Raw genomic sequence first — 20,863 nt, 5'->3', positions numbered from 1 at the left:
TCCACGATGACGATCGGTGCGCAGCACCACGAACACGAAGGCGGGCGCTCATGCGGAAACGGGAAGACGGGACCGTCGAGATCGGGGTGGGGCTCATCAGCGTCGGCTGGATGGGGCGACTGCACAGCCGGGCCTACGCGAACCTGCGCTACGCGTACCCCGACCTCGGCCTGCGCCTGCGCCTCGTGCACGCGGCCGATCCGGCGCCGGGGCGCGCCGACGAGGCCGTGGAGGTGCTCGGGTACGAGCGCGCTTCGGCCGACTACCACGACGTGCTGCGCGATCCCGAAGTCGACGTCGTCTCCATCTGCGCCCCCAACTTCCTCCACGCCGAGATCGGCATCGCCGCCGCGCGCGCCGGGAAGCACTTCTGGATCGAGAAGCCCGTCGGCCGCGGCGAGCACGAGACCCGGGCGGTCGCCGAAGCGGCGGCGGAGGCCGGGGTGGTGAGCTCGATCGGGTTCAACTACCGCCACGCCCCGGCGATCGAGTACCTGCGCGAGCTCGTGCTCGACGGCCGGCTCGGCCGCATCACGAACGTGCGCGGCCAGATGTTCGCCGACTACTCGGCGGACCCCCGCGGCGCGCTCTCGTGGCGCTTCGTGCGGGAGCACGCGGGCACGGGCGTGCTCGGCGATCTCATGGGGCACCTGGTCGACCTGGTGCAGTACACGCTCGGGCCGATCGCGGAGGTCAGCGCGGTCACGTCGACGGTGTACACCGAGCGCCCCGAGCTGCCGATGGGCACGGGCACGCACTTCGCCGTGATCGAGAACGGCGACACGAAGCCGGTCGAGAACGAGGACTACGCGGGGATGCTGGTGCGCATCGCGGAGGGCGCCCCGGGGGCGCACGCGGTCGGCGCGCTGGAGGCCTCGCGCGTCTCGGTGGGGCCGCGCGCGAGTTACGGCATCGAGGTGTACGGCACGCACGGGTCGGCGCACTGGGATTTCGAGCGGATGAACGAGCTGCACCTCTCGGGCGGTCTCGGCGCCGAGAATCAGGGGTACACGCGGGTCATGGCGCGGCCGGGCATGGGCGACTTCGCCCGATTCCAGCCCGGCGCCGGCACGTCGATGGGGTACGACGATCTCAAGGTCGTCGAGGCCAAGAAGTTCGTGCAGGCGGTGCTCGGCCGCGAGGCGCTGAACGCGAACATCCAGGACGCGCTCTCTGCGGCGCAGGTGGTGGGCGCCGCCGAGCGCTCGGCCGAGACGCGCACCTGGCAGCCGAGCGCCCCGGTAGACGGGACGACGGCGGCCGGCGCCTGAACGCGGATCCCGCCGCGCACCCCTCCCACCGCACCACCGCTCACCCGCACCACCGCCCCCGCGCAACACCGCCCCACCGCTCACCCCGCACGACTGACGAAGGAGTCGCACATGGCACGCACCGCGCGCATCGCCGCAGCCCCCATCAGCTGGGGCGTCATCGAAGTTCCCGACTGGGGGGTGCAGCTCGATCGCGAGCGCGTGCTCGCCGAGATGGCGTCGCTCGGGATCGCGGCGACGGAGTTCGGGCCCGAGGGGTTTCTGCCCGATGCGCCCGCCGAGCGCGCATCGGCGCTCGCAGCGGCGGGGCTCGACGCGGTCGGCGGGTTCTTCCCGGTCGTGCTGCACCGCGACGGGCAGGATCCGCTGCCTGCGATCGAGCGCGAACTCGAGGCGTACGCGGCCGGGGGCGCGACGACCCTGGTGCTCTCGGCGGTCACCGGCGACGCGGGCTACGACGGGGCGGTCGAGCTGAGCGATGCGGAGTGGGCGACGCTGCTCGCGAATCTCGATCGCGCGCTCGTCGCGGCGGAGGCGGCGGGGGTGGTGGCGACGCTGCACCCGCATCTCGGCACCGTCGTGGAGACTCCGGAGGCCGTGGAGCGGGTGCTCGCGGGATCGCGCATCGGCGTCTGCCTCGATACGGGGCACTACACGCTCGGCGGCGGCGATCCGGTCGCGTTCGTGCGGCGGCACGCGCGCCGCATCGTGCACGCCCATATGAAGGATGTGAGCGTCGCCGTCGCCGCGCGGGTGCGGGCGGGTGAGATCGACTACCGCGAGGGGGTGCGGCAGGGCATGTACCGGCCGCTCGGCTCGGGCGACGCCCGCATCGGCGAGATCGTCGCCGCGCTGCGCGATGCCGGGTACGCGGGCTGGTACGTGCTCGAGCAGGACGCGGTGATCGAGCGCGACGCCGACGCCGACGCTGCGCTCGAGCACGCCCGCCGCAGCGTCGCGCATCTGCGCGAGATGCTCGGCGAGCGCGAGGGGGAGGCGGCATGAGCGCTCCGCTGCGCATCGGCGTGCTGGGCGCGTCGCGCATCGCCGATGCGGCGATCGTGGCCGCGACGCGCGAGACCGGCGATGTGCGCGCCTCGGTGGCGGCTCGGGATCCCGATCGGGCGCTGCGGTACGCCGCCGACCGAGGGTTCGCGTCTGCGGCGGAGAGCTACGCGGCGCTCGTCGCCGATGACTCGCTCGATCTCGTCTACATCGGGCTGCCGAACGCCCTGCACGCGGAATGGGCGGTGCGCGCGCTCGCGGCCGGTCGCAATGTGCTCGTCGAGAAGCCGTTCGCGGCGAATCTCGCGGAGTTCGACGGGGTCGCCGCCGCGATGGAGCGCGCGCCGGGGTGGGCGTGGGAGGCGTTCCACTACGCCGATCATCCCGCGCTGCATCGACTCGTCGACGTGGTGCGCGCGGGCGGGATCGGGGAGCTGCGGGGCGTCGATGTGCACGTGGACATGCCCGCGCCGGGCGCGGACGATCCGCGGTGGAGCTTCGAGCTGGCGGGCGGGGCGCTCATGGATCTCGGCTGCTATGCGCTGCACGCCCTGCTGCTGCTCGGCGATGCGCTCGCGGGGTCGGCGCTGCCCGCCCTTGCGGCCCCCGAGCTGCTGTCGGCGCGGGCGCGACGGTGGGTGCATGACGACCGCGTCGACGCAGAGGTCGTCGCGGAGCTGGATCTCGGCGGGGTGCCGGTGCGGGTGCACACGAGCATGGTGAGCCCGGAGTGGAACTTCGGGTTGCGCGTCTCGGGCTCCCTGGGGGAGACGGTGCTGCCGAACTTCGTGAAGCCGCAGGAGGAGGGCCGCCTGATCGTGCGCACGACGACCGGAGCGGGAGCGGAGGAGCGGGTCGAAGACGTCGGATCCGCCGCGTCGTACGCGTATCAGCTGCGTCGCGTGCGGGAGGCGGTGCGCTCGGGGGAGCGCTCCGCGGCGGGGTTCGAGCGCTCGCGGCGCACGATGGCGCTCATCGACGCGGTCTACGCGCGGGCGGGTCTCCCGCCGCGTCCGGGGCGGCTCTCGACGTCGCGCGCATAGCGCGGGCGGGGGTGCTCGCGTCCCCCGCCCGCGCGGTGCGCATTGTTCGTGCGGCCGCCGACTCGTGCACGTGCGGGCGGCCGCGGCGGTCGGCTAGTGCGTGAGGGACTTCTGGGCGTCGCGGCGCTCGGAGCTCGGATCGGCGGAGTCGAGGTGCGCGGCCTGGCCCTCGACCGCGATCTTGCGCGGCTTCGCCTGCTCGCTGACCGGGATGACCACGCTGAGCACGCCGTTGTCGTACGACGCCGAGATGCCCGCGATGTCGACGCCCTGGCCCACGCTGAACTGACGCAGGTAGGTGCCGGAGGGGCGCTCGCGCGTCAGCCACTTGGAGCCCTCGGCCACGTCGGCCGTGCGCTGGGCCCGGATGGTGAGGAGCTGGCCGTCGACATCGATATCGATCGAGCCGGGATCGACGCCCGGCAGGTCGGCGTTCAGCACGTACCGCTCGTGGTCGCGCTGGAGGTCGACGGGCATCTGCCGGGGGCCGGAGCGGGCCTGCTGCAGCGCGGTGGCCGCCCATCGGTCCATCTCGCTGAAGGGATCGAACGTCATTGCCATGATGGTTATCTCCTTCCAGTGAAACTTGAGTGGAGGTCACTCAATGTGCTGGTAGATTAGCACTCGGTACCTGAGAGTGCTAATGAAAAAAGCTGCGAGAACTCTGGGATCCCTGCGAGCTGCGAGCTGCGAGCTGCGACCTGCGAGCCGAGACCTGAGACCTGAGACCGCGGGCGGCCCGGGCCCGAGCTCACTCCGCGGCGAGCTGTGCGGCGAGCTGCAGCAGGCGGTGCTCCCCGCCCACCCGGCCGATGATCTGCACCCCCATCGCGTGTCCTGTCGGCAGACGCAGCACGGGCACCGCGATCGCCGGCAGCCCCGAGACGTTCACCATCGAGGTGAACGGCGCCCACTCGCACTGCAGCCGGTAGTCGTCATCGGCGTCGAGCGACGTGAAGGCGCCGATGCGGGGCGGCAGCATCGTGAGCCCGGGCGTGAGCACGGCGTCGTAGGCGCCCCACTGCTCGCGCACGTCGGCGGCGAACTCGCGGAGGCGGGCGCCCGCGCGGGCGTGCGCGGCATCGCTCCGCGCGACGGCGCGGGTGCGGAAGGCGCGCGTGAGCGGCATGAGCCGCTCCTCGGCGCTCGCGGCGAGGGGGAGGCGCGACAGCCCGGCCGTCCACGAGGTGGTGAAGGCGTCGGGGTAGCCCGGGTCGTAGACGAAGTCGGCCGCCTCGAGGCGGTGGCCGCGCCGGGCGAGGCGGTCGCGCGCCGTCTCCGCGGCGCGGCGCGCCTCGGGGCCGATCGCGATCGGGTACGCGGAGGCGAACGGCGACGCCTCGGTGCAGGCGATGCGCAGCCCGGTGAGGGAGTCGGCGGCGCGCACCGCCGCCAGCGCCGGCTCGGCGGCGGCCCCGCGCTGCGCGTCGTAGAGCATCGCGGCATCGGCCGCGCTCCTCGCGAGGGGGCCGCTCACGGTGAGGCGCGGCGCGCCGAACTCGTCGTGCACGGAGGGCGCTGCGGCGCTCCCGAAGTCGCCGGGAACCGCCCCGAGGCCCGGCTTCAGCCCGACCAGGCCGCACGCGAGGGCGGGGATGCGGATCGATCCGCCGCCGTCCGTTCCCGGCCCCACGGGAATCAGGTCGGCGGCGATCGCGGCCGCGCTGCCGCCGGATGAGCCGCCCGGGGTGCGGGTCGGGTCGAGCGGGTTGCGGGCGGGCGGAGCGATCGCGTTCTCCGAGTACCCCGTGAGGCCCAGTTCGGGCACCTGGGTCTTGCCGAGGGGGATCGCGCCCGCGGCTCGGAGCACGGCGACGCCGGGCGCGTCGCTCGCGGCGACGGGGTGGCGCAGGGCCGCGCTGCCGCGGGTCGTCGCGGCCCCGGCCACCTCTACGAGGTCCTTGACTGCGGTCGGGAGGCCGTGGAGCCGGGGCAGGCCCCCGCGCTCGGATCGGGGCGTGGCGGCGAATCGCGCGTCGGCAGCCGCGGCGGCGGCGCGGGCGTGCTCGGCCGTGACGGTGAGGAATGCTCCGAGCTCGGCGCGATCCTCGATGCGGGCGAGGAAGTGCGCGACGGCCTCGCGAGCCGAGATCTCTCCGCGCCGCAGCGCGTCGCGCCACGCGATCGCGGTCTCGGGCGCGCCCGCTGCTGTCATCGCTCCAGCTTACGAGCGCCCCGGGCGCAGGTGTATAGTGATACTCGTTCTCATTAGAAAGTGTGTCATGACTCCTCACCCCCGCGCCCTGAAACCCGCCGTCCTCGCCGGCGCCGCCCTCGCGTCACTGCTCGCGCTCACCGCGTGCAGCGGCGGAGCATCCGCAGACCAGGGCGGGGGCGCAGGCGGCCTCAAGGTCGTGGCGACCACGACGCAGCTCACCGACTTCGCGAGCGAGGTCGGCGGCGACGACATCGAGCTCACCGGGCTCCTGTCGCCGAACGCCTCGGCGCACCACTTCGACCCGAGCCCCGCCGACCTGCTGGCGCTCGGCGAGGCCGACGTGCTGATCGTCAACGGCGCCAACCTCGAGACCTTCGTCGACGACGCCGTCGACGCCTCCGGCTTCGACGGCACCATCATCACGGCGGCCGACGGCATCGACCTCGACGAGGCGAAGCACATCACCGCCGAGGGCGGAGAGACCGAGAGCCACGACCACGAGCACGCCGACGAGGAGCACGCCGACGAGTCCGAGCACGACCACGAGCACGACCACGAGCACGCGGAGGACGCGCACGCCGAGCACGATCACGATCACGGCGACCTGAACCCGCACATCTGGACGTCGCCGAAGAACGCCATCGGCATGGTCGCGGAGATCGCCGACGGCCTCGCGGCCGCGGACGCCGAGCACGCGGACGGCTACGAGCAGCGCGCCGGCGACTACACCGAGCGCCTGCAGCAGCTCGACGCCTGGGTCGCGGCGCAGTTCGAGCGCGTGCCTGCCGAGGAGCGCGTGCTCGTGAGCGGCCACGATTCGCTGCGGTACTACCTGCACGAATACGGAATCGAGTTCGTCGGGTCGATCCTGCCCAGCTTCGAGGACAACGCGGAGCCGAGCGCCGCCGACATCGACGCGCTGGTCGCCGCGATCCGGGAGCGCGGTGTGAAGGCGGTGTTCGTCGAATCGTCGATGAGCCCCAAGCTCGCGCAGACCATCGCCGACGAGGCGGGCGTCGAGGTCGTCGACTCCGAGAACCTCTACGCCGATTCGCTCGGCGCCCCCGACAGCGACGGCGCCACCTACATCGGCGCGACGGTGCACAACACCGCGCTCATTCTCGACGCCTGGGGCGCGCAGGTCGACGCGGTGCCCGATAGTCTGCAGGGATGACCGCCGCACGCGACGCAGCAGCACCCGACGCCGGCGACGCGCAGCAGTGCGCCGCCCCGAGCGCGATGCAGCTCCCGGGCACCGCGCCCGGGGGCTCCGCGCTCGGCATCGACGCCGATGACGCCGCTCTCGTGCTCGACGACGCGGCCTTCGGGTACGACGGCACCGCCCGCGTCGAGCACCTGTCGCTGACGGTGCCCGCCGGCGCCGCGGTCGCGCTGATCGGGCCGAACGGGTCGGGCAAGTCGACGCTCCTGCGCGGCATCCTCGGCCTCGCCGAACTCACGGCCGGCTCGATCCGGGTGCTCGGGGAGACGCCGGATCGCGCACGTCGCCGCATCGGCTCACTGCCGCAGGCCGACACCCGCGACGCCGAGCTGCCCATCACCCTCCGCCAGGTGGTGACCATGGGGCTCTACCGCTCGCGCGGGGCGCTGCGCCCCATCGGGCGGCACGGCCGCGAGGCCGTCGGGCAGGCGCTCGAACGGGTCGGCCTGTCGGGGTGGGCCTCCCGCCGCTTCGGCGAGCTCTCGGGCGGGCAGCAACAGCGAGGCATCCTCGCGCGGGCCCTCGTCTCCGATCCGCAGCTCCTCCTCCTCGACGAGCCGTTCAACGGCCTCGACCGCGAGAACCGCGATGTGCTGCTGCGCCTCGTGCGCGAGCTGCGCGCCGAGGGCCGCACCATCATCGTCTCGACCCACGACCTCGAGATCGCGCAGGAGGCGTGCTCGCACGCCCTCCTGCTCGCGAGCGGCCACCACCCGCAGCAGCCCGGGCACCCGGCGGCGTTCGGCTCCGTCGACGCCGCGCTCACGCTCGACGCGGTGCAGCACGCCTTCCAGGACACGACGGTCGAGCTCGACCACCACACGGTGACCACGACGCGGGAGACGGAGTGACGCCGGCGGCGCTCATGCCCGCGCTCCACCTGATGCAGGCGGGCCCGCTCGAGATCTTCGCGCTGCCGTTCATGTGGCGCGCGCTGCTCACCGTCGCGATCCTCGCCGTCGCGGCCGGCGTGGTCGGCCTGTTCATCAGCTTCCGCGAGCTCGAGTTCGTGAGCGACGGGCTCGTGCACTCCGTGTTCCCCGGCCTCGTCGCCGGCTCCCTGATCGGCGGATCCGCGGGCCTGCTGCCGGGGGCGCTCGTCGCGGCGATCCTCGCCGCCGTGCTCTTCACCGTCATCGAGCACCGCGGCGGCGTCGAAGCGGACGCCGCCATCGCGGTCGTGCTCACCGGGCTCTTCAGCCTGGGAGTGGTGCTCGTGTCGCGGCAGGAGGGCTACGTGTCCGAGCTCACCGAGCTGCTCTTCGGGCGCCTGCTGACGGTGACCGAGACGCAGCTCTGGCAGATCCTGCTCGTCGCCGTCGTCGCGATCGCGATCGTGGGCTGCACCTGGCGGGCGCAGCTCTTCCGCTCCTTCGACGCCGCAGGCGCGGCGGCCGCCGGCTTCCGCGTGCTGCGCGCAGACCTCGCCCTCGCGATCGCGGTGGCCCTGCTCGTCGTCGCGGGCGTGCAGGCGCTCGGCGTGCTCATGGTGATCGCGCTGCTCACCGTGCCCATGGCCGCGTCACGACTGCTCACGCGAGGCTTCGCGCTGCTCATCCCCGTCGCGGTGCTGCTGCCCCTCGCCGCGGGCATCGCCGGGCTGTGGATCTCGTTCGCCTGGTCGACGTCGCTCGGCGCGACCGTGTCGCCCGGTGCGGTCGTCGTCCTGCTGCTCGTCGGCGGATACGTGATCGCCGCGCTCCTGCGCGTGGCCGCGACGGCGGTGCGGCGGCAGCGGGGGCGCGCCCTCCGGCGCGGGCGCGCGGCGGGGAGCGGGCGCTCGGCGGGGAGCGGGCGCTCGGCGGGGAGCGGGCGCTCCGACGGGCTCGAGCAGGGCGCCGCATGAGCTACTTCGCCCTCGCCGCCCTCGAACTCGCGCTGCTCGGCGCGCTCTCGGGCGTCGCCGGCACCCTCATCGTGCTGCGCCGGCGCTCGTTCTTCGCCGTGGCCCTCAGCCACGCCACGTTCCCCGGCGGCGTCGTGTTCGCCCTCCTCGGCTGGAACCTGCTCATCGGGCAGGCGCTCTTCGCCGTGGTGCTCGTGCTCGCGATGACGCTGCTCTCGCGCATCCCCGGCCAGGGGCGGCAGGTGACGAGCGGCGTCGTGCTCTCGTTCGGGTTCGCCCTCGGCACGCTGCTCGCCGCCCTGAACCCCGGTCTCGGCGTTCCCGTGGAGGCGCTGCTCGTCGGGTCGCCGCTCGGGGTGAGCGCAGCCGACGTGGCCGCCACCGCGGCGGTGCTCGTCGTCGCGCTGGCGCTCGCCGCGATATTCGGCCGGCGCATCATCTTCCACACCTTCGACCCGGTCGGGTTCGCGGCCGCCGGGTTCCGCACCTGGCCGATCGAGCTCGTCGTGACCGGGATCATCGCCGCCTCGGTGGTGGTCGCGATGCCCGCGGTGGGCGCGATCCTCGGCGTCGCCGTGCTCATCGCGCCGGCCGCGGCCGCCCGCGTGCTCACGCGGCGTCTCGAGTGGATTCCGGTGATCTCCGCCGCGATCGGCATCGCCGGGGGCCTCATCGGGCTGTGGGCGTCGCGCGAGTTCTCGTTCGCGGCCGGCGGCGCGGTGGGGCTCGTGCTCACCGCGATCTTCCTCATCTGCGCCCTCTTCCGGCCGCGCAAGGTGTCAGCTCGGTAACGATTCACGCCCGCGCCCGGGCATGCGGATGCGACGCTCGGCGCTTCCGTGCGCTGCTCGAGACGTTCTCGCGGGCGATCAGGAGTTTTGAGACACCCTAGCCAGCTTTGTGGAAGCTGCACAAGTCCTCGCACGCGGCGCCCCGGTGTTTGTACGATCGCAGCATGGGAGACACGACAGCGGTCAGAGTGGTCCGCGACGATCGAGAGCCACTCGTCATCATCGATGCGGTGAACAAGCACTACGGCGACCTGCACGTGCTGAACGACATCAACACGCAGGTCGGGCGCGGCGAAGTCGTCGTGGTGCTCGGGCCGTCGGGATCGGGCAAGTCGACGCTCTGCCGGGCGATCAACCGTCTGGAGACCATCGACTCGGGCACGATCTCGATCGACGGGCAGCCGCTCCCCGAGGAGGGGAAGGGCCTCGCGACGCTCCGTGCGGACGTCGGGATGGTCTTCCAGCAGTTCAACCTGTTCGCCCACAAGACGATCCTGCAGAACGTCACGCTCGGGCCGATGAAGGTGCGCGGCCTCTCGCGGAAGGAGGCGGAGGAGAAGGCGATGGCGCTGCTCGACCGCGTCGGCATCGCGAACCAGGCGCACAAGCTTCCCTCGCAGCTCTCGGGCGGGCAGCAGCAGCGCGTCGCCATCGCGCGCTCCCTCGCGATGGACCCGAAGCTGATCCTGCTCGACGAACCCACCTCGGCGCTCGATCCCGAGATGATCAACGAGGTGCTCGACGTCATGATCGGGCTCGCGAACGACGGCATGACGATGGTCGTGGTGACGCACGAGATGGGGTTCGCACGGCGCGCCGCCGATCGCATCATCTTCATGGCCGATGGCCAGATCGTCGAAGAGGCGACGCCCGAGCAGTTCTTCACCGACCCGCAGACCTCCCGCTCCCAGGACTTCCTGTCGAAGATCCTGGGCCACTGACCCCGACCACCACTCCGGTCGACCGGGCCTCGGCGCAACCATCCGCCCCGGGCCCACCCCACTCACCGAAGAGAAAGCAGACACCATGCGAATCGCACAGTACGCAGCCGTGCTCGCCGCAACCGGACTCCTCGCCCTCACCGCATGCGCATCGGGCTCGCCCAACGACGCCGGCGAAGAGTCGTCGGCTCCCGCGCCCGCCGAGGACGTGACGTTCGACGAGGGCACGACGATGGCCAAGCTCAACGAAGCCGGCAAGATCACCATCGGCACGAAGTACGATCAGCCGCTCTTCGGCCTGATGAACCCGACCACGAACTCGCCCGAGGGCTTCGACGTCGAGATCGGCAAGATCATCGCGGCGAAGCTCGGCCTCACCGAAGACCAGATCGAGTGGAAGGAGGCGGTCTCGGCGAACCGTGAGCCCTTCATCGAGAACAACGAGGTCGACCTCGTGATCGCCACCTACACCATTAACGACGACCGCAAGCAGGTCATCGACTTCGGCGGCCCCTATTACATCGCCGGTCAGGATCTCCTCGTGCTCTCGGGCAACCCCGACGGCATCACGGGCATCGACGACGTCAAGGGTCAGAAGGTCTGCTCGGTCACCGGGTCGACCTCGGAGGAGAACCTGAAGGAGGCCGGCGTCGACGTGCTCGCCACCGACACCTACTCGAACTGCCTCGAGCCGCTGCGCTCGGGCGAGGTGGTCGCCGTCTCGACCGACAACGTGATCCTCGCCGGCCTCGCCGACCAGAACGAGGGGGAGTTCGAGGTCGTCGAGAACCCGTTCACGGAGGAGCCCTACGGCATCGGCCTCATGAAGGGCGACGACGACTTCCGCTCCTTCGTCAACGACACGCTCGAGGAGTCGTTCGACAACGGCGACTGGGCGGCCGCCTGGGAGAAGACCGCCGGCAAGGTGCTGGAGACCCCGGAGCCCCCCACCGTCGATCGCTACTGATCGGCCGCGGCTCCCGCCGCACCACCCGCACGTTGCCATCGAGCTGATCCTGAGGCGGCGCACGCCGCCTCAGGGATCCGCCCCGAAGAAGGGATCCCGTTCGTGGATGTCCTACTCGCGAACGCCGACGACATTCTCGCCGGCTTCCTGACGACGCTGCAGCTGCTGCTGTTCGGCGGAGTCGGCGCGCTCCTGATCGGCCTCCTGGTCGCCGTGATGCGCATCTGCCCCGTCGCGTCGCTCCGCGGATTCGCGACGGCGTACACCGAGCTGATCCGCAACATCCCGCTCACGCTGCTGCTGCTCTTCATGGTGTTCGTGCTCCCGCTGATCGTGCCCGACAAGCCGCCCTACGTCGTGCTCGCCTCCATCGGCCTCGCCGTTTACACCTCGCCGTTCGTCGCCGAGGCGCTGCGCAGCGGCATCAACGGCGTGCCCGTCGGGCAGGCCGAGGCGGCCCGCTCCATCGGCCTCGGCTTCGGCCAGACGCTGTCGCTGATCGTGCTGCCACAGGCGCTGCGCATGGTCGTGCCGCCGCTCATCAACGTCTTCATCGCGCTGACGAAGAACACCTCCGTGGCGGGCGGCTTCTTCGTGGTGGAGCTCTTCGCCACGGCGCGCCAGCTCACGAACAACAACGGGCAGGCGGTGATCCCGATCCTCATCGGCGTGGCCTGCTTCTACCTCTTGATTACCATTCCGCTCGGCCTCATCGCCGGGCAGATCGAGAAGAAGGTGCGGGTGCTGCGATGAGCACGGCGACGGTTCTCTACGACGCCCCGGGCCCCCGGGCGCGACGGCGCTCCCGCATCATCTCGATCGTCGGCGTGATCGCGCTCGCCGCACTGCTCGGCTGGGTCGTCTGGCGTCTGGCGCAGCCGCAGATCTCCGTCAACGGCAACGAGAACCCCGGCATGTTCGATCCGTCGCGCTGGGACGTGCTGGCGTACGGCGAGGTGTGGCAGTTCATCGGGCGGGGCGTGCTGAACACGCTGCGCGCCGCGGCGGTCGCGATGGTCGGCGCGGTGCTGCTCGGCATGGTCTTCGCGTTCGGCCGGCTCGCGACGAATCCCTTCATCCGCATCCCGACGACCGTGCTGCTCGAGTTCTTCCGCGGCATGCCCGTGCTGCTCATGATGCTCTTCATCCTGCTCGTCGCATCGACCGGCGCCTTCGGCGCGGTCGTCATCGCGCTCATCGTCTACAACGGCGCCATCATCGGCGAGGCGCTGCGAGCGGGCATCGTCGCCCTGAACAAGGGGCAGCGCGAAGCCGGTCTCTCGATCGGGCTCACCCCGGTGCGCACGCGACTGCTCATCGAGTTCCCGCAGGCGTTCACGCAGATGCTGCCCATCATCATCGCCCAGCTCGTCGTGCTGCTGAAGGACACGTCGCTCGGCTACATCGTCGCGTACTCCGAGCTCGCGTCGACCGTGAAGCAGGCCTCGACGTTCTACGGCAACCGGTATCTCTTCACCTTCTGGGTCGTCGCCGTCGTCATCTACCTGGCCATCAACCTGTCGGTCTCGTGGCTCGGCCGCCGGGCCGGCCGCCTGGCCGCGATGCGCAGCGGCAAGCCGCTCTCGGCGGCGAAGGCGCCCGCGGTGGCGGCCGCGATCGGCGGCGAGGTGGGCACCGGGCTCGCCGCCGGGGAGGGCGATCTCGGCTCCGGCGGCGGAGCGCACGGCCCCGGTTCGGGCGGGCGGTCGCGCTGACGGCCCGGCGGCCGGTCGCTCCGCGCGTGCCCGAGCGGCAGTACGTCGACCCCGCCTCGGGGGAGCGGATCCCGCTCGAACCGGGGCGTTGGCGCTCGGGCACGGGCGGCCCGATGCTCCTGGAGCCGGGGCGCGGGATCACCCGAGCGGAGATCGAGCCCGACGCTCCCGGTCTGTGGCGCTATCGCGCGGCATTCGCCGGCGAGATCGCCGCGCCGGTGGTGCTCGGCGAGGGGCGCACGCCGCTCGTGGCGGGGGAGTGGGGCGGTGCGCGGCCGCTCTGGAAGCTCGAGTGGTGCTCGCCCACCGGCAGCTTCAAGGATCGCGGGTCGAGCGTGATGCTCTCCCTGCTGCGGCAGCAGGGCGCCCGGGCGGTGATCGAAGACAGCTCGGGCAACGGCGGGGCCTCGGTCGCCGCCTACGGCGCTGCGGCGGGCCTCGACGTCTCCGTGTTCGCCCCGGCGAGCACATCGCCCGGCAAGCTCGTGCAAGCGCGGGCGTACGGGGCGCGCATCGAACTGGTCGAGGGGCCCAGGGTGGCCGCCCAGGATGCCGCGATCGCCGCCGCGGAGCGCGGGTTGGGCTGGTACGCCAGCCACAACTGGCACCCGTTCTTCCTGGAGGGGACGAAGACCCTGGCCTACGAGATCTGGGAGGATCTCGGGTTCGTCGCCCCCGACGCCGTGGTGATGCCGGTCGGGGCGGGCAGCAGCCTGCTCGGGTGCGCCCTCGGGTTCCGCGAGCTGCTGCGTGCCGGCGAGATCGACCGGCTGCCGAGGCTCTACGCCGCGCAGCCCCTGCACTGCTCGCCCGTGGACGCGGCGTTCCACGTGAAACGGGGCGACGCTGCCCGAGCGCGAGCGGTGCTCCCGACGATCGCGGAGGGCGCGTCCATCGCCCGGCCGCTCCGCCTCGAACCGATGCTCGACGCACTCCGGGAGAGCGGCGGCGGCACGGTCGCGATCCCCGAGGACGGCATCCGGGCGGCGCACGCGCAGCTCGCGGCGCGCGGGCTCTTCGCCGAGCCGACGAGCGCGACCGCGGCCGCGGCGCTCGGAGTGCTGGTCGAGCGCCGCGCGATCCTGCCCTCCGACACGACCGTCGTGCTGCTCACCGGCTCGGGGCTCAAGGCGCCGCCGCCCGCCTGAAGCGGTGCGGTGCGGCGGTGCGGTGGCGCGGTGGTGCCGCCCCCCGCCCCGACCCCCCCGCTGAGACCGAGGGTTTTCGCTGAGACCGAGGGTTTCTCGGCTTGCGGAACCCTCGGTCTCGGCGCATGGCCTCCGTCTCGGCGGGGATAGAGGGGCTCCGGAGGGCTGCGGAGGGGCTGCGGAGGGCTGCGAAGCGCCCCTACGCGCGGGCCTCGCCGGCAGCGCCCGGCTCGCCGCCGCCGCTCGGCTCGACACCGCCGGCCGGCTCGCCGCCGCCGGCCGTTCCGTCCTCGCCCGCCGCGTCGGCCTCGGGCGAGCGGCCGCCCGCCGACCCCGCCGACCCCGCCGAACGCGCCGTCGAACGGTTCGCCCGCGCCGCGCGCTTCGCCTCGCGCCCTTCCCGCTTCGCCGCCCGCTGCGCCGCCCGCGCCGCCTGCTTCGCCTCGCGGGCCTCCTGCTTCGCCGTGCGCTGCTCGGCGGCGAATTCGCGCTGGGCGTCGCGCGCCTCGGTGGGAGCGCTCGCACCGTCCGCTCGCAGGGCGAGCCTCCGCTCTCGCCGGGCGGCGCGCTTCACGAGCCTGCGCTCTCGGCGGCGCTCCACGAGCGTGTAGAGGATCGGCACGAGGATGAGCGTGAGCAGCGTCGACGAGACGAGTCCGCCGATCACGACGATGGCGAGGGGCTTCGAGATGAACACGCCGCCCCCGGTGAGCCCCAGCGACATCGGGATCAGCGCGAACACCGTGGCCGCAGCCGTCATGAGGATCGGGCGCAGGCGCAGGCGGGTGCCGTGCTCCACGGCCTCGTCGAGGGTCGCCCCCGCCTCGCGGAGCCGGTTCACGAGGTCCATCAGCACGATGGCGTTCGTCACGACGATGCCGATGAGCATGAGCAGGCCGATCAGGGCCGGCAGCCCGAGAGCGGTCTGCGTGACGAGCAGGCCGATGATGGCGCCGGTCGCCGCGAACGGGATGGAGATGAGCAGCACCAGCGGACCGCGGAAGCTGCGGAAGGTGGCGACCATCACGAGCAGCACGAGCATGATCGCCGCGAGCATCGCGAGGCCGAGCTGCCCGAACGCCTCGTCCTGCTGCTCGGCGGCCCCGCCCTGTTCGAACTGCACGCCGGCCGGCAGCTTCGTCTCGGCGATGGCGGTGTCGATCGAGAGGCTCGCGGTCGCGAGCTCGCCGTCGCGGGGGATCACGGTCAGCGACACCTGGCGCTCGCCGTCGGCACGGGTGATCGTGGGCGCCGTGAGCTCCTGCTCGATCGTAGCGACCGCCGAGAGGGGGATGGCGTCGCCCGTGACCTCGGCCGCTTCGCGCTGCTCGGCCTCGGCGGCCTCGGCCTCCGCCTGCCGCGTCGCCGCGTCGGTCTGCGCCTGGCGCAGTGCGGCGATCTGCTCGTCCATTCCGGTGATGCCCGCCTGCGCGCTCTCGAGCGCGCCCTGCAGGCCTGCGAGCTGCTCGGCGCGCTCCTCCTGGGCGCGCACCAGCGCATCCTCGTCGGGGGTGCGCGGCGCCTCGGGTACGACGGGTGCGGCCGAGAGCTGCGCGAGCTGCTCGTTCAGCGCTCCGATCTGCGACACGAGTTCGGCGCGCTGGTTCGCGGCGTCGGCGATCTGGGCGTCCAGCTCGTTCGCCGCCTCGATGCGGGCGGCTTCGGCCTCGGCCTTGGCCTTGTCCTCGAGCACCTTGCCGGCGGCCTTCTGCGCCTCCGCGGTCTGCTGCGCGGTGACGGGCAGCAGCACCTCGCCGAGCTGGTCGGCGGCGCGCTCCGTGCCCGGGGTGCGCACGATGATGTCGCGCTCCTGGCCGCCGAGCATGAGGGTGCCGACGGTCGAGCCCGAGAGGGCCTCCTGCACGGCGGTCGCGATGGTGGTGCGGTCGAAGCCGAGGCGGGTCGCCTCCAGCTCGTCGACGACGACGCGCAGCACGGGCTGCTCGCCCGAGAGCTCGCTCGTGACGGAGCGCACCCCGTCGGCATCGGCGAGCTGCGCTTCGAGCAGGTCGCTGGCCTCCCGCAGCGCCTGCCCGTCGTTGCCCGAGATCTGCAGCGCGATGCCCTCTCCGGCGGCGCCGGCCACGAACGCATCCTGCGAGGCGAGCGAGATCTCGCCCGCGTCGGGCAGCGCGTCGACGGCATCCTGGACCGCCGCCTCGACCGTCTCGACATCGGCGCCGTCGTCGAGCTGCAGGTCGTAGCTGATGGTGCTCGGCGTGCCGGGGGTGGGCATGGGGATCGACGTCATCACGTCGGCGATGCCCGGAATCCTGCCGAGTGCGGCTTCGACCGGCTCGGCGGCGGCCACGAGGTCGTCGCCGGCCTCCTGCGGGGGAGCCTGCGTGAGCTGCAGGCTCTCCTGGCCCGACGAGCCGAGGAAGTCGGTCTTGATGAACGCGGTCATGCCGAGGGTGGCGACGAGCAGCAGTCCCGACACGACGAGTGTGATGGCCGGGTGCCGGCGGGTGGCGTTCAGCGCGGGCATGAAGGTGCGCTGCAGCCGATCCGGCGCGGTTTGGATCTCGTCGAGCTCCGACGGCTCGGCGGGGAGGGATCGCGGGGCGTCGGCGCTGCCGGCCCCGAAGGCGGCGGGTTCGGGCGCGCGCTCGTGATCCTGCACGGCCCGGCCCGCACGGTCGGCGTCGGCTGCGCCGTCGGCCGCGGAGGCTGCCGCTCCCCGGTGCGCGGGGGCGTGCCGCAGGAACCAGTAGGCCAGCACGGGAACGATGGTGAGCGCGACTACGAGGGAGGCGATGAGGGCGATCGACACGGTGACGGCGAACGGCCGGAAGAGCTGCCCCGCGATGCCCGACACGAACGCGATGGGCAGGAACACCGCGACGGTCGTGAGCGTCGACGCGGTGATCGCGCCGGCCACCTGCCGCACGGAGGCGACGACGCCCTCGACGGTCAGCGGGCCGTCGCCCCTGCGGCGGCTGATGTTCTCGATGACGACGATCGAGTCGTCGACGACGCGGCCGATGGCGATGGTGAGTGCGCCCAGCGTCAAGATGTTGAGGGTGTTGCCGCTCGTCCAGAGCCCGATGAGGGTGATGAGCAGGGAGAGCGGGATCGAGACGGCCGCGATGACGGTCGATCGCCACGACCAGAGGAACGCCAGGATCACGAGTACCGCGAAGAGCAGCCCGAGCCCGCCCTCGACCGAGAGATCGTGGATCGACTGCTCGATGAAGGGCGCCTGGTCGAAGATGGTGATGAACTCGGCGTCGAGGGTGGGCGCGAGGCGATCGAGCTCGGCGTGCACCGCGTGCGAGATGTCGACGACGTTCGCTCCCTGCGCCGGCGTGATCTGCAGGGTGAGCGACGGGTTGCCGTTGACGCGCGACAGGTTCTGGGCGGGCACCGCCTCCAGCTCGACATCGGCGAAGTCCGAGATGCGCACGGCGCCGTCGGCGGTGGGCACGGGCAGTGCGGCGATGTCCTCGAGGGAGGCGAGGGGAGTGCCGACCGTCACCGAGATGGGCCCTTCGGCCGACTCGGCCTGCCCGGCGGGGAGCGCCGCGCCGTGCGACTGCAGGATCGGCTGCAGGCTCGCGGGGTCGACCTCGAGCCGCGTGACGTCGGCCGCCCGCAGGGCGATCGTGATGCGGTGCTCCTGCTGCCCGGCGAGATCCACGGTGCGCACGCCGGGGATGTTCTGCAGTGCGGGCACCACGGTCTGGGCGAGCGCGTCGCCGAAGGCCTCCTGATCGCCCGACGTGCCGGCGCTCAGCATCATCGCGGGCATGTCGTCGGCGCCGCCCGACATGACCTGCAGCTCGCTGCCCGACGGGAACGACGGGCGCAGCGCCTCGGCGGCGCTGCGGATGGCGCGCAGGGTCTCGTCGTCGTCCTCCCCGAACCTCCACTCGGCGATGATCTGCGCATCGCCGCTGGAGGTGGTCGAGGTGACGCTCGTGACTCCGGGCACGGCGAGCAGCGCCTGCTCTACGGGCTCGGTGACGGTGCTCGCCATCTCCTCGGGGGCGAGGCCCTGCGACTGCGCCATGACGAACGCCATGGGCACCTGCATCGAGGGCATCAGCTCCTGCTTCAGCGATCCCATCGAGACGACGCCGATCACGGCGATCGCGAGGGTGGTGAGGCCGACGATGAGTCGGTTCTTGAGACTGGTGCGCGTGAGGAACGACATGAACGCTTTCGGCTGGGCGTCGGGCGGCGCGACGGCGGCCGGCGCACCCGGGGATGCGTCGGCCGCCGTGCGTCCGGTGAGACGAGACGGGAGACGCAGCCGGGCGCGAGCCGGGCGGCGTGATCGACCCTCTCAGCTTGTCGGCTCCGGCGAGCGCGGGCATCGGCCCGCGGTACCATTTCGGATCATCCCGAGGGATGATTCGGGGAAGCCGGAAGGGCCCCTACAGGCGGCGGCGGGGCCGGCGTCGGGCACGCCGGAGGCCCGCTACCGCACGTAGCGGTCGCGGCCCGCGAGCACCCCGAGCCCCATCAGCAGCACGCCGATGCCGCCGATCGTCCACAGCGCTGGCGCCCATGATCCGGTCGCGTCGTGGAGCAGCCCGATCGCGGGCGGCCCGGCGGCGGCGCACAGGTACCCGACGGCCTGCGCCATGCCGGAGACGGCGGCGGCGTGGCGGTGGTGGTGGGTGCGCAGCCCGAAGAACGAGAGCGCCAGCACGATCGAGATGCCGCCCGACAGGCCCCCGCACCCGGCCCAGACGGCGCCCCACTGGGGGGCGAACGCGAGCCCGACGGCGGCCACCACGAAGAAGAGGCCCGAGACCGCGCCCAGCCCGCGCTGGTCGCGGAACCGCGGAATGAGCGCCGAGCACACGGTGCTGCCGATGATCGCGACGGCGTTCAGAATGAGCAGGTGGAGCCCGGCGGCGGAGGGCGAGATGCCCGATGCGACCTCGATCGAGGGCAGCCAGAGGATGAGGATGTAGTAGGCGACCGACTGCACGCCCATGAACGCGGTGAGCTGCCAGGCGAGGGCCGACCTCCAGGGCGAGAACCGGTCGCGCGAGGTGCCGCCGCCGGGCAGCGCGATGACCTCGCTGGGCGCGCTGTCGCGCGGCGAGCCGCTGCGCAGAATCCGCGGAACGAGGGCGGCGAGCGCGAGGAGCGCGAACCCGGCCCACAGGCCGAGCGACAGTCGCCACCCGAGGCTCGTCGCGTCGGCGAGGGGCACGGAGACGCCCGCCGCGATCGCGGCGAACACCGACTGCACCACCGAGTACGCGCCCGTCACCTGCCCGATGCGCCTCGGGTAGTCGCGCTTCACGAGTGCGGGCAGCGACACGTTGAGCGACGCGATCGCGACGCCGAGCACGATCGTGCCCACCCAGAGCCACGCGCCGCCGACGGAGCGCAGCGCGATTCCCGCGGCGAGCATCGCGAGGCTGCCGCCGAGCAGCCGTTCGAGCCCGAGGCGCGCCGCCACGGACGGCACGATCGGCGACACCCCGGCGAACGCGAGCAGCGGCAGGCTGATGAGCATCGAGGCGGCGAGCGAGCTCAGCCCGAGCTCCGACTGCAGACGGTCGAGGATCGGGCCGACCGAGGTGAGGCTCGCACGCAGGTTGCCCGCGACGAGCAGCAGCCCGGTGAGCGCCAGCGCGCCCGCGAGCGCCCGAGGGCGGCGGCCGCTCGATTCGGAGGGCGCGGTCATGCGGAGGGGGCGGAGTCGCGCTCGCGGGGCTCGATCCGCGTCCACTCCGCGTACTTCGCCGTGCGGCCGTCTCCGCTGGAGCGTCCGGTCAGTCGGCGCTGCACCCACGGCACCACGTGCTCGCGGGTGTAGCGCAGCTGATCCCTGCGGGTCGGACGCGGGATCGGCCCGGCCTGCACCTCCCAATCGACCGGGGGCGCGTACCCCATCGCCCGCAGCACGTTCGCAGCCACGCGATGGTGGCCGACGGGGGCGAGATGGAGCCGGTCGGGCGACCAGTACTGCCCGCCGGCGAGCTCGGGGTCGCTCCAGTTGTCGGCGAAGCGCACCTCCAGGCGCTCGGCGATGGCGCGCGCGGCGCGCACCAGCTCGTCGCCCTTCGCCCGCACGCGCACGCCGCCGGGCAGACCGGCGGTCGGGTTCGCACCCGCGAGCAGCACCGGCTCGGCGCCGGCGTCGCGGATCCGCAGGAGGGCGCGCTCGGTCTGGGCCGCGATCCAGGAGATGTTCGTGCGCGGCCGGAGCATGTCGTTGCCGCCGCCGTTGAACGTCACGACGGTGGGGCGCAGCGCGAGCGCCGGCTCCAGCTGCTCGGAGATGATCGGCGCGAGCAGTCGGCCCCGGATGGCGAGATTCGCGTACTCGACGGGCGCACCCGTCGCATCGGCGAGCCCCTGCGCGACGAGATCCGCCCACCCGCGCACGGAGCCGTCGGGTCGCTCGTCGCCGACCCCCTCCGTGAAACTGTCGCCGATCGCGACGTATCGGATCGGGGCGGGTTCGGTGGCTTCGTGCGACTCGATCACGGCCTCAGCCTACGCCTGTTCCCGATACGCACTTTCCCGTCGCCCGAATGCGTAAAACCCGCCGGAAGTGCGCGGAGAACGGGCTGCCGAATACGTAAACATCGCGTTTCACTACCCAAAGTGCTGCGATTTCTCCGCGCAACGGCTTCGGCGACAGTACGTTTACCCAAATGTGTGAGCGCCGCACAGCGGTGACCGCCCTCCCGCCTCCGGCCCCGGCCGGCGATCCGGCAGCCGCGCCGCGAGCCGCGCGCAGGGGCCGCGAGCGCGGTCGGCGATCGGGTGCGGCGACAGCAGGCG

Annotated in this window: 17 protein-coding genes; 12 read left to right on the top strand and 5 right to left on the bottom strand. The window is 72.6% G+C overall.

What is annotated here, in order from left to right; genetic code table 11:
* Positions 1-50: 50 nt before the first annotated feature.
* The 3 genes from BLT44_RS02770 to BLT44_RS02760 all read left to right on the top strand — a co-directional run bounded on the left by BLT44_RS02770 (position 51) and on the right by BLT44_RS02760 (position 3,319).
* A complete protein-coding gene (locus BLT44_RS02770) occupies positions 51-1,271 on the top strand; it encodes a Gfo/Idh/MocA family protein (protein ID WP_010155665.1) in 1,221 nt (406 codons plus the stop codon).
* Positions 1,272-1,382: 111 nt separating this feature from the next.
* On the top strand, positions 1,383-2,276 hold the full coding sequence (locus BLT44_RS02765) for a sugar phosphate isomerase/epimerase family protein (protein ID WP_010155667.1): 894 nt from the start codon (positions 1,383-1,385) through the stop codon (positions 2,274-2,276).
* Positions 2,273-3,319, top strand: coding sequence for a Gfo/Idh/MocA family protein (locus BLT44_RS02760; RefSeq protein ID WP_010155668.1), 1,047 nt, complete (start codon positions 2,273-2,275; stop codon positions 3,317-3,319). Before BLT44_RS02765 ends, BLT44_RS02760 begins: the two co-directional genes overlap by 4 nt.
* A 93-nt stretch (positions 3,320-3,412) precedes the next feature.
* Here BLT44_RS02760 and BLT44_RS02755 read toward each other — a convergent pair whose 3' ends face one another.
* The gene (locus BLT44_RS02755; RefSeq protein ID WP_029608139.1) at positions 3,413-3,880 is read right to left on the bottom strand and encodes an Hsp20/alpha crystallin family protein; all 468 of its coding nucleotides are present in this window, start codon (positions 3,878-3,880) and stop codon (positions 3,413-3,415) included.
* Positions 3,881-4,070: 190 nt separating this feature from the next.
* The gene (locus BLT44_RS02750; protein ID WP_074689900.1) at positions 4,071-5,474 is read right to left on the bottom strand and encodes an amidase; all 1,404 of its coding nucleotides are present in this window, start codon (positions 5,472-5,474) and stop codon (positions 4,071-4,073) included.
* A gap of 67 nt (positions 5,475-5,541) precedes the next feature.
* Here BLT44_RS02750 and BLT44_RS02745 point away from each other — a divergent pair, with 67 nt between their 5' ends.
* From BLT44_RS02745 to BLT44_RS02705, 9 genes are all read left to right on the top strand, one after another.
* A complete protein-coding gene (locus BLT44_RS02745) occupies positions 5,542-6,651 on the top strand; it encodes a metal ABC transporter substrate-binding protein (RefSeq protein WP_010157849.1) in 1,110 nt (369 codons plus the stop codon).
* Positions 6,648-7,550: a metal ABC transporter ATP-binding protein gene (locus tag BLT44_RS02740; RefSeq protein ID WP_010157850.1), complete on the top strand. Its 903-nt coding sequence runs from the start codon at positions 6,648-6,650 to the stop codon at positions 7,548-7,550. Before BLT44_RS02745 ends, BLT44_RS02740 begins: the two co-directional genes overlap by 4 nt.
* The gene (locus BLT44_RS02735; RefSeq protein ID WP_244887462.1) at positions 7,547-8,545 is read left to right on the top strand and encodes a metal ABC transporter permease; all 999 of its coding nucleotides are present in this window, start codon (positions 7,547-7,549) and stop codon (positions 8,543-8,545) included. Before BLT44_RS02740 ends, BLT44_RS02735 begins: the two co-directional genes overlap by 4 nt.
* Complete coding sequence (locus tag BLT44_RS02730; RefSeq protein WP_010155671.1) at positions 8,542-9,336, top strand: metal ABC transporter permease; 795 nt, start codon at positions 8,542-8,544, stop codon at positions 9,334-9,336. Before BLT44_RS02735 ends, BLT44_RS02730 begins: the two co-directional genes overlap by 4 nt.
* Positions 9,337-9,500: 164 nt before the next feature.
* Positions 9,501-10,277 carry an amino acid ABC transporter ATP-binding protein gene (locus tag BLT44_RS02725; RefSeq protein ID WP_050803097.1) on the top strand — a complete coding sequence of 259 codons (777 nt, stop codon included), beginning with the start codon at positions 9,501-9,503 and terminating at the stop codon, positions 10,275-10,277.
* Between the two features lie 85 nt (positions 10,278-10,362).
* On the top strand, positions 10,363-11,244 hold the full coding sequence (locus tag BLT44_RS02720; RefSeq protein WP_010155673.1) for a glutamate ABC transporter substrate-binding protein: 882 nt from the start codon (positions 10,363-10,365) through the stop codon (positions 11,242-11,244).
* A gap of 102 nt (positions 11,245-11,346) precedes the next feature.
* Positions 11,347-11,997: an amino acid ABC transporter permease gene (locus BLT44_RS02715; RefSeq protein ID WP_010155674.1), complete on the top strand. Its 651-nt coding sequence runs from the start codon at positions 11,347-11,349 to the stop codon at positions 11,995-11,997.
* Positions 11,994-12,959, top strand: a complete 966-nt coding sequence (locus BLT44_RS02710) for an amino acid ABC transporter permease (protein WP_074689898.1) — start codon at positions 11,994-11,996, stop codon at positions 12,957-12,959. Before BLT44_RS02715 ends, BLT44_RS02710 begins: the two co-directional genes overlap by 4 nt.
* A gap of 26 nt (positions 12,960-12,985) precedes the next feature.
* Positions 12,986-14,107 (top strand): pyridoxal-phosphate dependent enzyme, encoded by a 1,122-nt coding sequence (locus tag BLT44_RS02705; RefSeq protein ID WP_074689896.1) that lies wholly within the window; start codon positions 12,986-12,988, stop codon positions 14,105-14,107.
* Between the two features lie 199 nt (positions 14,108-14,306).
* On the opposite strand, the gene BLT44_RS02700 is transcribed toward BLT44_RS02705, so the two are convergent.
* From BLT44_RS02700 to BLT44_RS02690, 3 genes are all read right to left on the bottom strand, one after another.
* Positions 14,307-18,263 carry an efflux RND transporter permease subunit gene (locus tag BLT44_RS02700; protein WP_083351963.1) on the bottom strand — a complete coding sequence of 1,319 codons (3,957 nt, stop codon included), beginning with the start codon at positions 18,261-18,263 and terminating at the stop codon, positions 14,307-14,309.
* A 267-nt stretch (positions 18,264-18,530) separates the two neighbouring features.
* On the bottom strand, positions 18,531-19,757 hold the full coding sequence (locus BLT44_RS02695; RefSeq protein WP_029608140.1) for an MFS transporter: 1,227 nt from the start codon (positions 19,755-19,757) through the stop codon (positions 18,531-18,533).
* Positions 19,754-20,563 carry an SGNH/GDSL hydrolase family protein gene (locus BLT44_RS02690; RefSeq protein WP_010155679.1) on the bottom strand — a complete coding sequence of 270 codons (810 nt, stop codon included), beginning with the start codon at positions 20,561-20,563 and terminating at the stop codon, positions 19,754-19,756. The genes BLT44_RS02695 and BLT44_RS02690 overlap by 4 nt, the downstream gene beginning before the upstream one ends.
* Positions 20,564-20,863: the final 300 nt, after the last annotated feature.

Source organism: Leucobacter chromiiresistens (genome assembly GCF_900102345.1).
Taxonomy (GTDB): Bacteria; Actinomycetota; Actinomycetes; order Actinomycetales; family Microbacteriaceae; genus Leucobacter; species Leucobacter chromiiresistens.
Note: the sequence above shows the minus strand (reverse complement) of the source record. Positions and strands in the feature narration are given on the sequence as shown.